Origin of the sequence: Streptomyces vietnamensis, from assembly GCF_000830005.1 — a bacterium.
Taxonomy (GTDB): Bacteria; Actinomycetota; Actinomycetes; order Streptomycetales; family Streptomycetaceae; genus Streptomyces; species Streptomyces vietnamensis.
This window is the reverse complement of record NZ_CP010407.1, coordinates 3,046,726-3,062,214: the sequence shown is the minus strand read 5'-3', so window position 1 is coordinate 3,062,214 and position 15,489 is coordinate 3,046,726. Positions and strand designations below refer to the sequence as shown.

Genomic DNA, 15,489 nt, shown 5'->3' with positions numbered 1-15,489 from the left:
AGCTCGAAGATGAGGCACTACGTCGGTGAGGGATGACGTGAGCGACAACTCTGTAGTACTGCGGTACGCGGACGGTGAATACACCTACCCGGTGGTCGAGAGCACCGTCGGCGACAAGGGCTTCGACATCGGGAAGCTCCGAGCCCAGACCGGTCTGGTCACCCTGGACAGCGGATACGGCAACACCGCCGCCTATAAATCCGCCATCACCTACCTCGACGGCGAGCAGGGCGTTCTGCGGTACCGCGGCTACCCCATCGAGCAGCTGGCCGAGCGCTCCACCTTCCTTGAGGTGGCGTACCTGCTGATCAACGGTGAGCTGCCGAAGGTCGACGAGCTGTCGACCTTCAAGAACGAGATCACGCAGCACACCCTCGTCCACGAGGACGTCAAGAACTTCTTCCGCGGTTTCCCGCGGGACGCCCACCCGATGGCGATGCTGTCCTCGGTGGTCTCCGCGCTGTCCACCTTCTACCAGGACAGCCACAACCCGTTCGACGAGCAGCAGCGTCACCTGTCCACGATCCGGCTGCTCGCCAAGCTGCCGACGATCGCGGCGTACGCGTACAAGAAGTCGATCGGTCACCCGTTCGTCTACCCGCGTAACGACCTCGGGTACGTCGAGAACTTCCTGCGCATGACCTTCTCGGTCCCGGCGCAGGAGTACGACCTGGACCCGGTCGTCGTCTCCGCGCTCGACAAGCTGCTGATCCTGCACGCGGACCACGAGCAGAACTGCTCGACCTCCACCGTGCGTCTGGTCGGCTCCTCGCAGGCGAACATGTTCGCCTCGATCTCCGCCGGCATCTCGGCCCTGTGGGGCCCCCTGCACGGTGGCGCCAACCAGTCGGTCCTGGAGATGCTGGAGGGCATCCAGGCCAACGGCGGCGACGTCGACTCCTTCATCCGCAAGGTGAAGAACAAGGAGGACGGCGTCCGCCTGATGGGCTTCGGCCACCGGGTGTACAAGTCCTTCGACCCGCGCGCCAAGATCATCAAGGCGGCGGCGCACGATGTCCTCTCGGCCCTCGGCAAGTCCGACGAGCTGCTCGACATCGCGCTCAAGCTGGAGGAGCACGCGCTCTCCGACGAGTACTTCGTCTCGCGCAACCTCTACCCGAACGTGGACTTCTACACGGGTCTGATCTACCGGGCCATGGGCTTCCCGACCGAGATGTTCACGGTCCTCTTCGCCCTCGGCCGCCTTCCGGGCTGGATCGCCCAGTGGCACGAGATGATCAAGGAGCCGGGTTCCCGCATCGGCCGCCCGCGCCAGATCTACACGGGTGAGGTCCTCCGCGACTTCGTCCCGGTCGAGGCCCGCTAGTCGCCGGTCCCGCAGGCAAGCGAAAAGCGCCCCGCCACCGATCCCCCCACGGGTCGGCGAGCGGGGCGCTTTCCATGTCCCGGTGCGGATTCCCCCCACGGGATCCGGGCCGGGCGTCTGACGCGCGGTCTGCCGGGGTACGTACGGGAGGGCCGCTCAAAGCTCCCCGAGCACGTGCCCCGGCCGCGCTTGCCTGGGACGTCCCCCAAGACATCCCATGAACGTCCCCCAAGACGTTCTTGGCATCGCCCACTTAGACTCGCGAACAGCCCAGATGGTTACCCCCCAATATCTGTGATCTAGATCTCTTTGTGAAGGTCCTGTGCATCACACGTGGGTGAATTCACGTGAACCGCCGCAGTCGCAGGCTGTTGGATACGACGAAGACGGACGAAAAGGCCATGGCCAGGCCCGCGATCATCGGGTTGAGGAGGCCGGCCGCCGCGAGGGGGAGCGCGGCGAGGTTGTAGCCGAAGGCCCAGCCCAGGTTTCCCCGGATCGTCGCGAGGGTCCGCCGGGCCAGCCGGATGGCGTCCGCCGCGACCCGCAGGTCGCCCCGGACCAGGGTCAGGTCGCTCGCCTCGATGGCCGCGTCGGTGCCCGTCCCCATGGCGAGCCCGAGGTCGGCTCCGGCGAGCGCGGCGGCGTCGTTCACCCCGTCGCCCACCATCGCGACCGTACGGCCCTCGGCCCGCAGCCGTCGGATCACCTCGGCCTTTTCCTCAGGCAGCACCTCCGCGATCACCTCGTCGATGCCCACCTCGGCCGCCACGGCCTCCGCGACCGCCCGGTGGTCCCCGGTGAGCAGCACCGGTCGCAGGCCCAGGGCGCGCAGCCGGGCGACCGCCTCGGCGCTGGTGTCCTTGACGGTGTCGGCGACGGTCAGGGTGCCCCGGGCCACCCCGTCCCAGGCGACGTGGACGGCGCCGGGCTCGGTCGTCGCGGGCGCTTCGATCCCCTCGGCTTCGAGGAGGGCGGCGCGGCCGACGAGGACGAGCCGGCCGTCGACGGAGCCGCGCACGCCGAGTCCGGGCGCGTTCTCGAAGGTCTTCGGGGTGGGGAGCTCCCCGCAGCGCTCGGCGGCGCCGGCGGCGATCGCGCGGGCGACCGGGTGCTCGGAGGAGTGCTCCAGGGCGCCGGCGAGCCGCAGCAGCTCGGTCTCGTCGGCGGGGTCGGTGCCGTACCGCCCGCCGTGCACGTGGACGCCGGTCAGCCGCATGCGGCCGGTGGTGACCGTCCCCGTCTTGTCGAGGACGACCGTGTCGACGCGGCGGGTGGACTCCAGGACCTCGGGGCCCTTGATAAGGATGCCGAGCTGGGCGCCGCGGCCGGTGCCGACCATGAGGGCGGTCGGGGTCGCGAGGCCCAGGGCGCAGGGGCAGGCGATGATCAGTACGGCGACGGCGGCGGTGAAGGCGGCGGTGACGTCGTCCGTCAGGAGCAGCCAGGTCACGAGGGTGCCGAGGGCGATGAGGAGCACCACCGGGACGAAGACGGCGGAGATGCGGTCGGCGAGCCGCTGCACCTCGGCCTTGCCGCTCTGGGCGTCCTCGACGAGCTTCGCGATCCGCGCCAGCCGGGTGTCGGCGCCGACCTGGGTGGCCTCGACGACGAGGCGTCCTGAGACGTTGACGCAGCCGCCGGTGACGGTGGAGCCGGGGGTGACGTCCAGGGGCAGCGACTCGCCGGTGAGCAGGGAGGCGTCGACGGCGGAGGCGCCCTCGGTGACGGTGCCGTCGGTGGCGATCTTCTCCCCGGGGCGTACGACGAAGAGGTCGCCGGTACGGAGCTCGCCGACGGGTACGCGTACTTCCCTGCCCTCCCTGAGGACGGCCACGTCCTTGGCGCCGAGCTCCATCAGGGCCCGTAGCGCGGTGCCCGCCTTCCGCTTGGCGCGGGCCTCCAGGTAGCGGCCGAGGAGGATGAAGGTGACGACCCCGGCGGCGACCTCCAGATAGATCGAGGAGGAGGCGTGGGCGCGGTCGGCGGTGAGGTCGAAGCCGTGGCGCATGCCGGGCATGCCGGCGTCGCCGAGGAAGAGGGCCCAGAGGGACCAGCCGTAGGCGGCGAGGGTGCCGACCGAGACGAGGGTGTCCATGGTGGCGGCGCCGTGCCGGAGGTTGGTCCAGGCGGCCCGGTGGAAGGGCAGCCCGCCCCAGACGACGACGGGGGAGGCGAGGGTGAGCGAGAGCCACTGCCAGTCGTCGAACTGGAGCGAGGGGACCATGGCGAGCAGGACCACGGGCGCCGAGAGGAGCGCGGAGACGGTGAGCCGCTGCCGGAGGGAGGCGAGCTCGGGGTCCTCCTCGGCCTCCTCCGGTTCCTCCGGCTCGGGCGGCAGCGGTTCCTCGGCGGTGTAGCCGGTCTTCACGACGGTGGCGATCAGCGCGTCGACGCCGACGTCCGGCGCGTGCTCGACGTACGCCTTCTCCGTGGCGTAGTTGACGGTGGCGGTGACGCCGTCCATCCGGTTGAGCTTCTTCTCGACGCGGGCGGCGCAGGAGGCGCAGGTCATCCCGCCGATCGTCAGCTCGGTGACGGTGGTGCTTGGCATGTGCGGTTCCAAAGGGGAGCAGGGCCGTACCAGTAACGGTACGGCCCTGCCGGGTGCTCGTTCGGGGGAGGTCAGACCAGCTCGTAGCCGGCCTCGTCCACGGCGGCGGCGACGGCCTCGCGGTCGAGGGGGGCGTCGGAGACGACGGTGACCTCGCCGGTCTTGGCGACGGCCGTGACCGAGGAGACGCCGGGAATCGCGGAGATCTCGCCGGAGACCGCGCCCTCGCAGTGGCCGCAGGTCATGCCCTTGACCTGGTAGACGGTGGTGAGTTCGGTCTTCGTCTCTGCGGACATGGCGCTCTCCTCCTGGGTGGTTCGGGGTCTTACGATACTGAGACTATACCCCCAGGGGGTATGAGTCCAGTTCTCCTCGGTCGCGGTGTGACCCGAATCCCGCCGAAGCCTATGGTAAATACCCGATATGTCGCATTCGGGGAGCACGCTCATCCTGATCATGGCGATCGCCGTCCTGGCGCCGCTGCTGGCCTACGCGGTGGGGCGCAGGCTCCCCGTCCCCCTCGTCATCTTCGAGATCCTGCTCGGCATCCTCATCGGCCCCGACGTCCTCGACTGGGCCCGGCCCGACGCGCTGATCGACGGACTCTCCCAGCTCGGCCTCACCATGCTGATCTTCCTCGCCGGGTACGAGATCGAGTTCGGCAAGGTTCGCGGCGACACCCTCAGGCGCTCCGTGTGGGCCTGGGTGATCGCCCTCGGCCTCGGGCTCGCCACCGGCGTCCTGCTCGGCGGCGGCTACACCAAGGGCGTCTTCATCGGCGTCGCCCTGACCAGCACCGCGCTCGGCACCGTCCTGCCGGTGCTGCGGGACGCCGGCGACCTCCACGGGCGGTTCGGCTCGGTCGTCATGGCCTTCGGCGCGGTCGGCGAGTTCGGCCCGATCATCGCGATGGCGCTGCTCCTCAGCGGCCGGGGCGCCGCCGAGTCCACCGCCCTCCTCGCCGTCTTCGCCGCGCTCACGGCGGGGGCCGTCCTCTGGGCGCTGCGGCCCCGCCCGCCCTGGTTCTCGAAGGTCATCGCCAAGACCCTGCACAGCAGCGGTCAGTTCGCGGTCCGCTTCGTCTTCCTGCTGCTCGCCGTGATGCTCGGGGCGTCCACGGCGCTCGGGCTCGACGTGCTGCTCGGCGCCTTCGCGGCCGGACTCATCACCCGGCTCGTCCTGACCGGGGCCGCGCCGGACTCCGGACCGCAGATCCTGGAGAAGGTCGAGGGCGTCGGCTTCGGCTTCCTCGTCCCGGTCTTCTTCGTCGTCACCGGGATCGAGTTCGACCTCGACTCGCTCCTCCGCGGGGGCAGGACCCTGCTCCTGCTGCCGGTCTTCCTGCTGCTCTTCCTGGTCGTGCGCGGCGGGCCGATCTGGTTCCTCGCCCCGCGCGACCTCGACCGCAAGGACCGGGGCGGGCTCGTCCTGTACGGCTCCACGGCGCTGCCGCTCGTCGTCGCCATCACCACCATCGGCGTGGACGACAAGGAGATGACGGCCGGCGAGGCGGCGGCGCTCGTCGGGGCCGGGATGATCTCCGTCCTCGTCTTCCCGCTGCTCGCCATGAAGCTGCGGGCGCGAGAGGAGGACCGGGCGCCGTCCTCGGAGGCGGTCAGCGGTTCGGAAGCGTGGTGAGCGGCTCGCCGGTCAGCGGTGACAGATAGCGCAGGAGCACGGTCTTCAGCTCGGTGATCGCCGCGTCCCGCTCGGCGCCCTCGGGGGCGGCGAGGATCAGCTGCAGGCCCCCCTTGAAGATCGCGAAGGTCATGTCGGCGATGCGGGTGCGGTCCTCGACGGACAGCTCGGGGGCGTAGTGGGCGATGACCTCCTGCACCCGGTTCAGCAGGTTGGCGTGCAGGGCGTCGTGCTCCTCGGCTATCCGGCCCGGCACGTCGGAGCCGTGCATCAGGGCGAGGAAGACCGGGTGCTCGCAGTTGAACGCGATCATCGGGTCGACGACGACGTCGAGCAGCTCGGGCAGTGGCAGGCCGAGGTTCGCCGGGGTGAACGCCTGGCCGTGGGCCTCCCGCATCTCGTTCAGGAGGCGCTCGCCGAGCTCGATCGCGATGGCCTCCTTGTTCGGGAAGTACTGGTAGAGCGTGCCGGGCGAGACGCTCGCCTCCCGGGCGATCGCATTGGTGCTGGTCGCCGTGTACCCGTACGCGCAGAAGACGTTCGCGGCGGCCTGGAGCAGCTGCGCGATGCGGCGCTCGCCGCGTGCCTGGCGGCGGCGCGGTTTCGTTTCTTCGGACATGGCTGTCCCCAGGTCTCCTCGACACACGTTTGACAAACACGAGAGGTCGCTCGCATTCTTGAGAAACGCGAGTGATCACTCGTGTTTGCCAGTCTATGGCAATGGGCGACCCATGCGACCTGCCGGGAAGCGTGTGCGCACGGGTCAGGTGAAGGGGACACCGGGGCATGGCCGAAGTCAAGAAATCAGCGTCCGGCGGGTCCGGCGGGGGATGGACGCGGTTCGTGACCGCCCGCCCGCGCCTCACCCTCCTCGTGGCCCTCGTGCTCACCGCACTCGCCGTCCTCGCGGGCGGCGGGGTCGCCGACCGCATGGGCAGCGGCGGCTGGGAGGACCCGGCCGCCGAGTCCACGTACGCCACCAAGGCCCTGGAGCGGCAGTTCCCGGGCTCCCAGCCGAACGTGCTGCTGCTCGTCGACGCGGGAGGCGCCGGGACCGCCAAGTCCGGGACCGCCAAGTCCGGGAGCGCCGCGGCCGGCGGGACCGCCCTCGTCGACACCCCGGCCGTCGCCGCCGAGGCCCGGAAGCTCGCCGAGAAGCTCGACGCCGAGCCGGGCGTCGACGGCGTCGGCTCCTACTGGTCCACCGGCTCGCCCGCCCTCCGCTCCGAGGACGGCCGCCAGGCCGTGATCGCCGCCCGCATCGCCGGCGAGGAGAAGGACGCCGCCGCCGTCCTCGACCGGATCGCCCCCGCCTACCGGGGCACCCACGGCCCCGTCGAGGTCTCCCTCGGCGGCGGCCTCGCCGTCCGGCACGAGATGCAGACGGTCATCCAGGAGGACCTCCTGCGGGCCGAGCTCATCGCCCTGCCCGTCACCCTCGTCCTGCTCGTCATGGTCTTCGGCAGCGCCGTCGCCGCCCTGCTGCCGCTCGGCGTCGGCATCGTCGCCATCCTCGGCACCAACGCCGTCCTGCGCGGCATCACCGAGTTCACCGACGTCTCCGTCTTCGCGCAGAACCTGACGACCGCCCTCGGGCTCGGACTCGCCATCGACTACGCCCTGTTCGTCGTCCGCCGCTACCGCGAGGAGCTCGCCGCCGGCGCCGACACGTACACCGCCGTCCGCACCACGCTGCGCACGGCCGGGCGGACCGTGCTCTTCTCCGCCCTGACCGTCGCCGTCTCGCTCGCCGCGATGCTGGTCTTCCCGCAGTACTTCCTGCGCTCCTTCGCGTACGCCGGGATCGCCGTCGTCCTGCTCGCCGCCACCGCCGCCCTCACCCTGCTCCCGGCCGCCCTCGTGCTGCTCGGCGACCGGGTCAACGCCCTCGACCTGCGGCGCCTCCTCCGGCGTGGCGGGACGCCCGGGAAGGACGCCGAGGACGACGGCCGGGGGGACACCGGGGCCGGCTGGGGGCGGGCCGCCGCTCTCGTGATGCGCCGGGCGCCCGTCTTCGCCGTCGTCACCACGGCCGGGCTCGTCCTCCTCGGGCTGCCCTTCCTGGGCGTGAAGTTCGGCACCGCCGACGACCGCCAGCTCCCCGTCACCGCCTCCTCCCGCGTCGTCCAGGACCAGCTGCGGGACGGCTTCCCCGGCAACCCGGGCGGCGGCATCACCGTCCTCGCCGAAGGGACGGCCACCCCCGCGCAGTACGCCGACTACCGCGAGAAGATCGCCGCCCTCGACGGCGTCGGCCGGGCCGAGGGGCCCGTCACCGCCGGCGGCGGCTCCGCCTACTTCACGGTGGTGCCCGAGGGCGAGACCGTCGGCGCCGACGCCCAGCGGGTCGTCGGGGAACTGCGCGCGGCCGAGGCCCCGTTCGCGACCTCCGTCACCGGGCCGGCCGCCGTCCTCGTCGACTCCAAGGACGCCATCGCCGACCGCCTGCCCTGGGCGGCCGGGATCATCGTCCTCGTCACCCTGCTCCTCGTCTTCCTGCTCACCGGCAGCGTCCTGATCCCCGTCCAGGCCGTCCTCCTCAACGCCCTCAGCCTCACGGCGATGTTCGGCGCCGTCGTCTGGGTCTTCCAGGAGGGCCACCTCGCCGGCTTCCTCGGCTTCACCTCCACCGGCGACATCGAGACCACCCTGCCCGTGCTCATGTTCTGCGTGGCCTTCGGACTCTCCATGGACTACGGGGTGTTCCTGCTCTCCCGCATCAAGGAGGAGTACGACGCCACCGGCGACCACGAGCACTCCGTCCGCTTCGGACTGCGCCACACCGGCGGCCTGATCACCGCCGCCGCCGTGATCCTCGCCGTCGTCATGGTCGCCATCGGCACCTCCCGCGTCACCAACACCAAGATGCTCGGACTCGGCGTCGCCCTCGCCGTCCTCATGGACGCGATGGTGGTCCGCAGCCTCCTCGTCCCCTCCGTGATGAAGCTGACCGGCCGCCTCACCTGGTGGGCACCGGGACCGCTGCGCCGCTTCCACGACCGCTTCGGCATCAGCGAGACGGACGCCCCGACGAGCGCCGACGCCGACGCCGACGCCGACGACGCCGAGCGGACCTACAGCGCCGTCCGCTGACCCGGCCCGCGACGGTCCGGGGCTGCACGGTCCGCGACGGCCCGGCGCGACACAGCGGAACGCCGGGCTCCGGAAGGGGGATCCGGAGCCCGGCGTCACCGGCGTGCGCGGCGGGACGGGGTCAGTCGCGGCGGGCCCGGTTGCCGGGGCGGCCGGCGACCCAGGCGCGGATCGTGTCCACGTACCAGTAGGGCTTGCCCGACTCCACGTGGTCGGGTGCCGGAAGCAGCCCGTGCTTCCGGTAGGAGCGGATGGTGTCGGGCTGCACTCGGATGTGTGCGGCGATGTCCTTGTACGACCAGAGCCTTCTGTCCGTCATGCCTGGTACCTCCCTGCGCGCCGCGCAGCGGCGGCGGGGGTGCCGTTCGGGGGCGCTGCGGGCGGGCGTCGGCGATCAAGAGATCAATCAGCCTGTGCCCGGTGAAACGGCCCTCCCGACAGGAGGAGAGCGGCTGTCGAACGCCTGTGACGCAAAGCCCGCGTAACGGAGACAAGCGTGACGACAGGGGGATCCGTGTGACGGAAGTGGCACACGCGCCCACCGGTGTGTCCGCGTGCGTCACCCCTGGTCCGCAAGGTATGCGCCGGTCACACACCGCACGAGCGGAGGAAGCGCCGGGTCCGCAGCGCGATCGGGTACGGGACGTCCGGCTCGCACGGGTACATGTCCTGCTCGACGATCGCGAACAGGTCCACGTCCAGGGCCGACGCGGCGGCGAGCACCGGTTCGAGCGCGGGCACCCCGGACGGCGGCTCGCACATCACGCCCCGCGCCACCGCCGGACCGAACGGCACCCCCTCGGCCACCACCCCGGCCAGGACCTCCGGGTCGACCTGCTTGAGGTGGAGGTAGCCGATCCGCTCCCCGTACGTCTCGATCAGCTTGACGCTGTCCCCGCCGGCGTACGCGTAGTGCCCGGTGTCCAGGCAGAGCGCGACCGCGTCCGGGTCGGTGGCGTCGAGGAAGCGCGTCACGCTCTCCTCGCCGTCGAGGTGGGTGTCGGCGTGCGGATGGACCACGATCCGCAGCCCGTACCGCTCGTGCACCTCCCGGCCCAGACGCTCCGTCAGCCGGGTCAGGTCCCGCCACTGCCCGGCGGTGAGCACGGGATCCTCCAGGGCCTCGCCCGTCCGGTCGTCCCGCCAGAAGGAGGGGATGACGACCAGATGGGCCGCGCCCACGGCCTGCGCGAGGGCGGCGTTCTCGGCGACGTGCGCCCAGGTGCGGTCCCAGACGTCCGGCCCGTGGTGGAGCCCGGTGAAGACCGTCCCCGCCGAGACCCGCAGGCCGCGCCGCGCGGTCTCCTCCGCGAGGACGGCCGGATCGGTGGGCAGATAGCCGTACGGACCGAGCTCGATCCAGCCGTAGCCGGCGCCCGACACCTCGTCGAGGAAGCGCTGCCACGGCACCTGCCGGGGATCGTCGGGGAACCACACCCCCCAGGAGTCCGGGGCGGAACCGATCCGGATGCGGGACGGCGAGGACGACGGTTGCGGCGACGGCTTCGTCATGCCTGCCACCTTGACCGCGGCCCGAGAGCAGCGTCAAGCGGTCGTCCGAATGTCCGGACATATCGTTGACACGCCTCCCGGCGGACGACTAGACCTGAGGGCGGAGCGGAGCCGAGGGCGGCCCGACCGAGAGGTGGCGCGTGGAGACGGAGCCGTACGACCTGATCACCATGGGACGCCTCGGTGTGGACCTGTACCCGCTCCAGACCGGCGTCGGTCTCGACCGCGTCGACGCCTTCCGCAAGTTCCTCGGCGGCTCCCCGGCCAACGTGGCCGTCGCCGCCGCCCGCCTCGGCCGCCGCACCGCGCTGATCTCCCGCACCGGCGCCGACCCCTTCGGCACCTACCTGCGCCGCGAGCTCAAGGGCTTCGCCGTGGACGACCGCTGGGTGACCGAGGTCGACGCGTACCCCACCCCCGTCACCTTCTGCGCGCTCTTCCCGCCCGACGACTTCCCGCTGTACTTCTACCGCCGCCCCCAGGCCCCCGACCTGGAGATCCGGCCGCACGAGCTGGACCTCGACGCGATCCGCGCCGCCCGGGTCTTCTGGGCGACCGGCACCGGCCTGTCCGCCGAACCCAGCCGCACCGCGACCCTGGAGGCGCTGCGCGCCCGCTCCGGCCGGGAGGTGACGGTCCTCGACCTGGACTGGCGGCCGATGTTCTGGACGGACCCGACGGCGGCCCGCCCGTACTACACGGAGGCGCTGCGGCACGCGACCGTCGCCGTCGGCAACCTCGACGAGTGCGAGGTCGCCACGGGGGAGCGGGAGCCGGAGGCCGCCGCCCGCGCCCTCCTCGCGACCGGCGCGGTCCGGCTCGCCGTCGTCAAGCAGGGCCCCGCGGGCGTCCTCGCGCTCGCCGCCGACGGGACCCGCGCCGAGGTGCCGCCGCTGCCGGTCGAGGTCGTCAACGGGCTCGGCGCGGGCGACGCGTTCGGCGGGGCGCTCGTCGACGGCCTGCTCGCGGGACAGGACCTCGACACGGTCCTGCGCCGTGCCAACGCCGCCGGCGCGATCGTCGCGGGCCGCCTCGCCTGCGCGCCCGCGATGCCGGACGCCACGGAGATCGCCGCGGCGCTTGCGGCGGGCACGGGAACGATCCCGGAGAAGGGGTAGGGATCGGCCCATGAAATCCCCTCCTTCCCTCCACCTCCCCGCCGGGACCGCCGCCCACGGCCCGTACGCCGTCTCCATCGACCCCGAGCGGGCCGGATGGGCGTACTCCGCCCTTCGCGTCCTCGCCCTCGGACCAGGGGAGATCCACTCCTTCGAGAGCGGGGATTCCGAATGGGTCGTGCTTCCCCTCTCCGGTGCCTGTAGCGTGCGCGTCGACGACGAGATCCTCGAACTCCTGGGCCGCACGAGCGTGTTCGAAGGAGTGACCGACTTCGCCTACGTACCGCGCGACGCCCACGCCCAGATCGCCTCCGGCGCGGGAGGCCGCTTCGCTTTGGCAGGAGCGAAGTGCGAGCGACGACTCCCCGCCCGCTACGGCCCCGCGCCGGAGGTTCCCGTCGAGACCCGGGGCAACGGCAACCGCACCCGCCGCGTGCGGAACTTCGCCTCGGCGGACGCCTTCGCCTGCGACCGGCTGATCGCCGTCGAGGTCGTCACGCCCGGCGGGAACTGGTCCTCCTACCCGCCGCACAAGCACGACGAGCACCGCCCGGGCGCCGAGTCCGTCCTGGAGGAGATCTACTACTACGAGGTCCAGGGCCCCCACGGGTGCGCCTACCAGCGGATCTCGCCCTCCCGGCCCGGCGGCGCCGACCTCCTCGCCGAAGTCAGGGGCGGCGACGCGGTCCTCGTCCCCGACGGCTGGCACGGGCCCTCGATCGCCCAGCCGGGGCACGACCTCTACTACCTCAACGTCATGGCGGGCCCCGGACCCGAGAGGGAGTGGAAGATCTGCTTCCACCCGGACCACACGGAGGGATACGCATGAGGCTCACCGTCGCGCAGGCCCTCGTCCGCTTCCTCGCCGCCCAGCACACCGAGCGCGACGGCGTCCGGCAGCGGCTCATCACCGCCACCTGGGGCATCTTCGGCCACGGGAACGTCGCCGGCATCGGCCAGGCGCTGGTCGAAGAGCAGCACATGCCCTTCCACCAGGGCCGCAACGAGCAGGCCATGGTGCACGCCGCCGTCGGCTACGCCCGCCAGAGGAACCGGCTCTCCGCGCACGCCGTCACCACCTCCATCGGCCCCGGCGCCACCAACCTCGTCACCGGCGCCGCCCTCGCCACGATCAACCACCTCCCGGTCCTCCTCCTGCCCGGCGACACCTTCGCCGGCCGCCCCGCCGACCCCGTCCTCCAGCAGCTCCAAGTCCCTTACGCGGGCGACGTGTCCGTCAACGACTGCCTCCGCCCGGTGTCGCGGTACTTCGACCGGATCACCCGCCCCGAGGCCCTGGTCCCGGCCGCCCTCGCCGCCGTCCGGGTCCTCGCCGACCCCGCCGAGACCGGCGCCGTGACCCTCGCCCTGCCCCAGGACGTGCAGGCGGAGGCGTACGACTGGCCGGAGGAGTTCTTCGCCGAGCGGATCTGGCGCGTCCGTCGCCCCCGCCCCGCCACGGAGGAACTCGACGCCGCCGTCCGGGCCGTGAAGGCCGCGAAACGACCGCTGATCATCGCGGGCGGCGGCGTGAAGCACAGCGGTGCCGAGGACGCGCTGCGCGAGCTGGCCGAGCGCACCGGCCTGCCCGTCGCCACCACCCAGGCCGGCAAGGGCGTCCTCCCGTACGACCACTGGTGCGAGGTCGGCGGCATCGGCCACACCGGTACCGACACCGCGAACGTCCTCGCCCGCACCGCCGACCTGGTCATCGGCGTCGGCACCCGCCTCACCGACTTCACCACCGCGTCCGGCACCCTCTTCCGTCCCGACACGCCGTTCCTGAACCTCAACATCGCCGGATTCGACGCCCACAAGCAGGCCGCGCTGCCCCTCGTCGCCGACGCCCGCGAGGGCCTCACCGCCCTCACCGAGGCACTCGGCGGCCACCGGCAGAGCCGGGCCGAGTGGCACCGCTCGAAGGCCGCCTGGCAGGAGCGGACCGACGCCGCGTACGCCGCCCCCGACGAGGACGCCCGCCCCACCCAGACCCAGGTCCTCGGCGTACTCGACACTCTGGTCGACACCAGCGACATCTTGATCAACGCCGCCGGCTCGCTCCCCGGCGACCTCCACAAGCTCTGGCGGACCCGCTCCCGGGACCAGTACCACGTCGAGTACGGCTACTCCTGCATGGGATACGAGATCCCCGCCGCGATCGGCGTCCTCCTCGCCGCCCCCGGTCGGCCCGTCTGGGCGCTCGTCGGCGACGGTACATACTTGATGAATCCCACCGAAATCGTCACCGCCGTCCAGGAGGGGCTGCCGCTGAAGCTGGTGATCCTGCAGAACCACGGGTACGCCTCCATCGGCGGGCTCTCCGAGGCCGTCGGCGCCGAGCGGTACGGCACCGACTACCGCCACCGGGCGGCGGACGGCGGCTTCACCGGGCCGCCGCTCCCCGTCGACCTCGGCGCCAACGCCGCCTCCCTCGGCATGCGGGTCCTGCGCCCGCGCACCGTGCGTGACCTGCGGGAAGCCCTCGCGGACGCGCGGGCGGCCACGGATCCCACATGTGTCTACGTCGAGACCGAAACGGCAGACAGTGTGTCGGGCCCGCCCCCGGCCCAGGCGTGGTGGGATGTGCCCGTGGCCGAGACGTCGACCCGCCCGTCGGCGGTCAAGGCCCGCGAGGAGTACGACCGGCACGTCACCGCCCGACGCCGCCATCTCTGAAGGAGTAACTCGTCATGACGAAGACCGTCCACCACTGGATCGGTGGCAAGACCGTCGAGGGCACGTCGGGGAACTGGGGCCCGGTCACCGACCCGGCCACCGGCGCCGTCACCACCAAGGTCGCGCTCGCCTCCGTCGACGAGGTCGACGCCGCCGTCGCCGCCGCGAAGGACGCCTTCGCGACCTGGGGCACCTCCTCGCTCGCCCAGCGCACCACGATCCTCTTCAAGTTCCGCGCGCTGCTCGACGCCAACCGCGACGCGATCGCCGAGCTGATCGTCGCCGAGCACGGCAAGGTCCACTCCGACGCCCTCGGCGAGGTCGCCCGCGGCCTGGAGATCGTCGACCTGGCCTGCGGCATCACCACCCAGCTCAAGGGCGAGCTGTCCACCCAGGTCTCCAACCGCGTGGACGTGGCGTCCATCCGCCAGCCCGTCGGCGTCGTCGCCGGCATCACGCCCTTCAACTTCCCGGCCATGGTGCCGATGTGGATGTTCCCGATCGCCATCGCGACCGGCAACACCTTCATCCTCAAGCCCAGCGAGAAGGACCCCTCCCCGTCCCTGAAGATCGCCGAGCTGCTCGCCGAGGCGGGCCTGCCGGACGGCGTGTTCAACGTCGTCCACGGTGACAAGGTGGCCGTCGACCGCCTCCTGGAGCACCCGGACGTCTCCGCGATCTCCTTCGTCGGCTCGACCCCGATCGCCCGCTACATCCACACCACCGCCTCCGCCAACGGCAAGCGCGTCCAGGCGCTCGGCGGCGCGAAGAACCACATGCTGGTCCTCCCGGACGCCGACCTCGACGCCGCCGCCGACGCGGCCGTCTCCGCGGCCTACGGCTCCGCCGGCGAGCGCTGCATGGCGATCTCCGCGGTCGTGGCCGTCGGTTCCATCGGCGACGAGCTCGTCCAGAAGATCCGCGAGCGCGCCGAGAAGATCAAGATCGGCCCCGGCAACGACCCGACCTCCGAGATGGGCCCGCTCATCACGGCCGTCCACCGCGACAAGGTCGCCTCGTACGTCCACGGCGCGGCGGACGAGGGCTGCGAGGTCGTCCTGGACGGCACCGGCTACACCGTCGACGGCTACGAGGACGGCCACTGGATCGGCCTGTCCCTCCTCGACCGCGTGCCGACCTCGGCCAAGGCCTACCAGGACGAGATCTTCGGCCCGGTCCTTTGCGTGCTGCGCGCCGAGTCGTACGAGGAGGGCCTCGCCCTCATCAACGCCTCGCCGTTCGGCAACGGCACCGCGATCTTCACCCGTGACGGCGGCGCCGCCCGCCGCTTCCAGCTGGAGGTCCAGGCCGGCATGGTCGGCGTGAACGTGCCGATCCCGGTGCCGGTGGGCTACCACTCCTTCGGCGGCTGGAAGGACTCGCTCTTCGGCGACCACCACATCTACGGCAACGACGGCGTGCACTTCTACACCCGCGGCAAGGTCGTCACCACCCGCTGGCCCGACCCGTCCGAGGCCCCCGCGGGCGTCGACCTGGGCTTCCCGCGCAACCACTGATCAGCAGTCCTGACGTCTCGGCCCGTACGGCATCCGCCGTGCGGGCCGATCGTT

General features: G+C 71.8%; 12 protein-coding genes. 7 read left to right on the top strand and 5 right to left on the bottom strand.

All coding sequences use genetic code 11. The features are described 5' to 3' along the window. The first annotated feature begins 37 nt into the window (after positions 1-37). On the top strand, positions 38-1,327 hold the full coding sequence (locus SVTN_RS13575; RefSeq protein WP_041129324.1) for a citrate synthase: 1,290 nt from the start codon (positions 38-40) through the stop codon (positions 1,325-1,327). A 343-nt stretch (positions 1,328-1,670) separates the two neighbouring features. Here SVTN_RS13575 and SVTN_RS13570 read toward each other — a convergent pair whose 3' ends face one another. Both SVTN_RS13570 and SVTN_RS13565 read right to left on the bottom strand, forming a co-directional pair. Continuing rightward, positions 1,671-3,881 (bottom strand): heavy metal translocating P-type ATPase, encoded by a 2,211-nt coding sequence (locus SVTN_RS13570; RefSeq protein WP_052499101.1) that lies wholly within the window; start codon positions 3,879-3,881, stop codon positions 1,671-1,673. A gap of 71 nt (positions 3,882-3,952) precedes the next feature. Beyond that, positions 3,953-4,177: a heavy-metal-associated domain-containing protein gene (locus SVTN_RS13565; RefSeq protein WP_041129322.1), complete on the bottom strand. Its 225-nt coding sequence runs from the start codon at positions 4,175-4,177 to the stop codon at positions 3,953-3,955. Between the two features lie 127 nt (positions 4,178-4,304). On the opposite strand from SVTN_RS13565, the gene SVTN_RS13560 reads away from it, so the two are divergent. Then, complete coding sequence (locus SVTN_RS13560) at positions 4,305-5,519, top strand: cation:proton antiporter (protein WP_041129321.1); 1,215 nt, start codon at positions 4,305-4,307, stop codon at positions 5,517-5,519. Here the strand turns inward: SVTN_RS13560 and SVTN_RS13555 are convergent. Then, a complete protein-coding gene (locus tag SVTN_RS13555; protein WP_041129320.1) occupies positions 5,497-6,138 on the bottom strand; it encodes a TetR/AcrR family transcriptional regulator in 642 nt (213 codons plus the stop codon). The two genes, SVTN_RS13560 and SVTN_RS13555, sit on opposite strands and share 23 nt — an antisense overlap. Before the next feature lie 167 nt (positions 6,139-6,305). On the opposite strand from SVTN_RS13555, the gene SVTN_RS13550 reads away from it, so the two are divergent. Further along, positions 6,306-8,612, top strand: a complete 2,307-nt coding sequence (locus tag SVTN_RS13550) for an MMPL family transporter (protein ID WP_052499100.1) — start codon at positions 6,306-6,308, stop codon at positions 8,610-8,612. Between the two features lie 121 nt (positions 8,613-8,733). Here the strand turns inward: SVTN_RS13550 and SVTN_RS13545 are convergent, their stop codons facing one another. Together SVTN_RS13545 and SVTN_RS13540 are read right to left on the bottom strand one after the other, a co-directional pair. Continuing rightward, positions 8,734-8,931 (bottom strand): helix-turn-helix transcriptional regulator, encoded by a 198-nt coding sequence (locus SVTN_RS13545; protein WP_041129319.1) that lies wholly within the window; start codon positions 8,929-8,931, stop codon positions 8,734-8,736. A 269-nt stretch (positions 8,932-9,200) separates the two neighbouring features. Next, the gene (locus tag SVTN_RS13540) at positions 9,201-10,124 is read right to left on the bottom strand and encodes a sugar phosphate isomerase/epimerase family protein (protein ID WP_041129318.1); all 924 of its coding nucleotides are present in this window, start codon (positions 10,122-10,124) and stop codon (positions 9,201-9,203) included. A gap of 170 nt (positions 10,125-10,294) precedes the next feature. Here SVTN_RS13540 and iolC point away from each other — a divergent pair, with 170 nt between their 5' ends. The 4 genes from iolC to mmsA are packed head-to-tail and all read left to right on the top strand — an operon-like array spanning position 10,295 to position 15,435. Further along, the gene (iolC, locus tag SVTN_RS13535) at positions 10,295-11,242 is read left to right on the top strand and encodes a 5-dehydro-2-deoxygluconokinase (protein ID WP_041133864.1); all 948 of its coding nucleotides are present in this window, start codon (positions 10,295-10,297) and stop codon (positions 11,240-11,242) included. A gap of 10 nt (positions 11,243-11,252) precedes the next feature. Further along, the gene (iolB, locus tag SVTN_RS13530) at positions 11,253-12,071 is read left to right on the top strand and encodes a 5-deoxy-glucuronate isomerase (RefSeq protein WP_041129317.1); all 819 of its coding nucleotides are present in this window, start codon (positions 11,253-11,255) and stop codon (positions 12,069-12,071) included. Continuing rightward, positions 12,068-13,918: a 3D-(3,5/4)-trihydroxycyclohexane-1,2-dione acylhydrolase (decyclizing) gene (iolD, locus tag SVTN_RS13525; RefSeq protein ID WP_041129316.1), complete on the top strand. Its 1,851-nt coding sequence runs from the start codon at positions 12,068-12,070 to the stop codon at positions 13,916-13,918. The genes iolB and iolD overlap by 4 nt, the downstream gene beginning before the upstream one ends. Positions 13,919-13,932: 14 nt before the next feature. Continuing rightward, positions 13,933-15,435, top strand: coding sequence for a CoA-acylating methylmalonate-semialdehyde dehydrogenase (mmsA, locus tag SVTN_RS13520; protein WP_041129315.1), 1,503 nt, complete (start codon positions 13,933-13,935; stop codon positions 15,433-15,435). The last annotated feature ends 54 nt before the right edge of the window (positions 15,436-15,489 follow it).

Excerpts from the sequence above, each read along its gene's own strand:
- SVTN_RS13540 (WP_041129318.1), bottom strand. The coding sequence starts at position 10,124 with ATGACGAAGCCGTCGCCGCAACCGTCGTCCTCGCCGTCCCGCATCCGG.
- SVTN_RS13545 (WP_041129319.1), bottom strand. The coding sequence starts at position 8,931 with ATGACGGACAGAAGGCTCTGGTCGTACAAGGACATCGCCGCACACATC.
- SVTN_RS13560 (WP_041129321.1), top strand. The coding sequence starts at position 4,305 with ATGTCGCATTCGGGGAGCACGCTCATCCTGATCATGGCGATCGCCGTC.
- iolD (WP_041129316.1), top strand. The coding sequence starts at position 12,068 with ATGAGGCTCACCGTCGCGCAGGCCCTCGTCCGCTTCCTCGCCGCCCAG.
- iolB (WP_041129317.1), top strand. The coding sequence starts at position 11,253 with ATGAAATCCCCTCCTTCCCTCCACCTCCCCGCCGGGACCGCCGCCCAC.
- mmsA (WP_041129315.1), top strand. The coding sequence starts at position 13,933 with ATGACGAAGACCGTCCACCACTGGATCGGTGGCAAGACCGTCGAGGGC.
- SVTN_RS13555 (WP_041129320.1), bottom strand. The coding sequence starts at position 6,138 with ATGTCCGAAGAAACGAAACCGCGCCGCCGCCAGGCACGCGGCGAGCGC.
- SVTN_RS13550 (WP_052499100.1), top strand. The coding sequence starts at position 6,306 with ATGGCCGAAGTCAAGAAATCAGCGTCCGGCGGGTCCGGCGGGGGATGG.
- SVTN_RS13570 (WP_052499101.1), bottom strand. The coding sequence starts at position 3,881 with ATGCCAAGCACCACCGTCACCGAGCTGACGATCGGCGGGATGACCTGC.
- iolC (WP_041133864.1), top strand. The coding sequence starts at position 10,295 with ATGGGACGCCTCGGTGTGGACCTGTACCCGCTCCAGACCGGCGTCGGT.
- SVTN_RS13565 (WP_041129322.1), bottom strand. The coding sequence starts at position 4,177 with ATGTCCGCAGAGACGAAGACCGAACTCACCACCGTCTACCAGGTCAAG.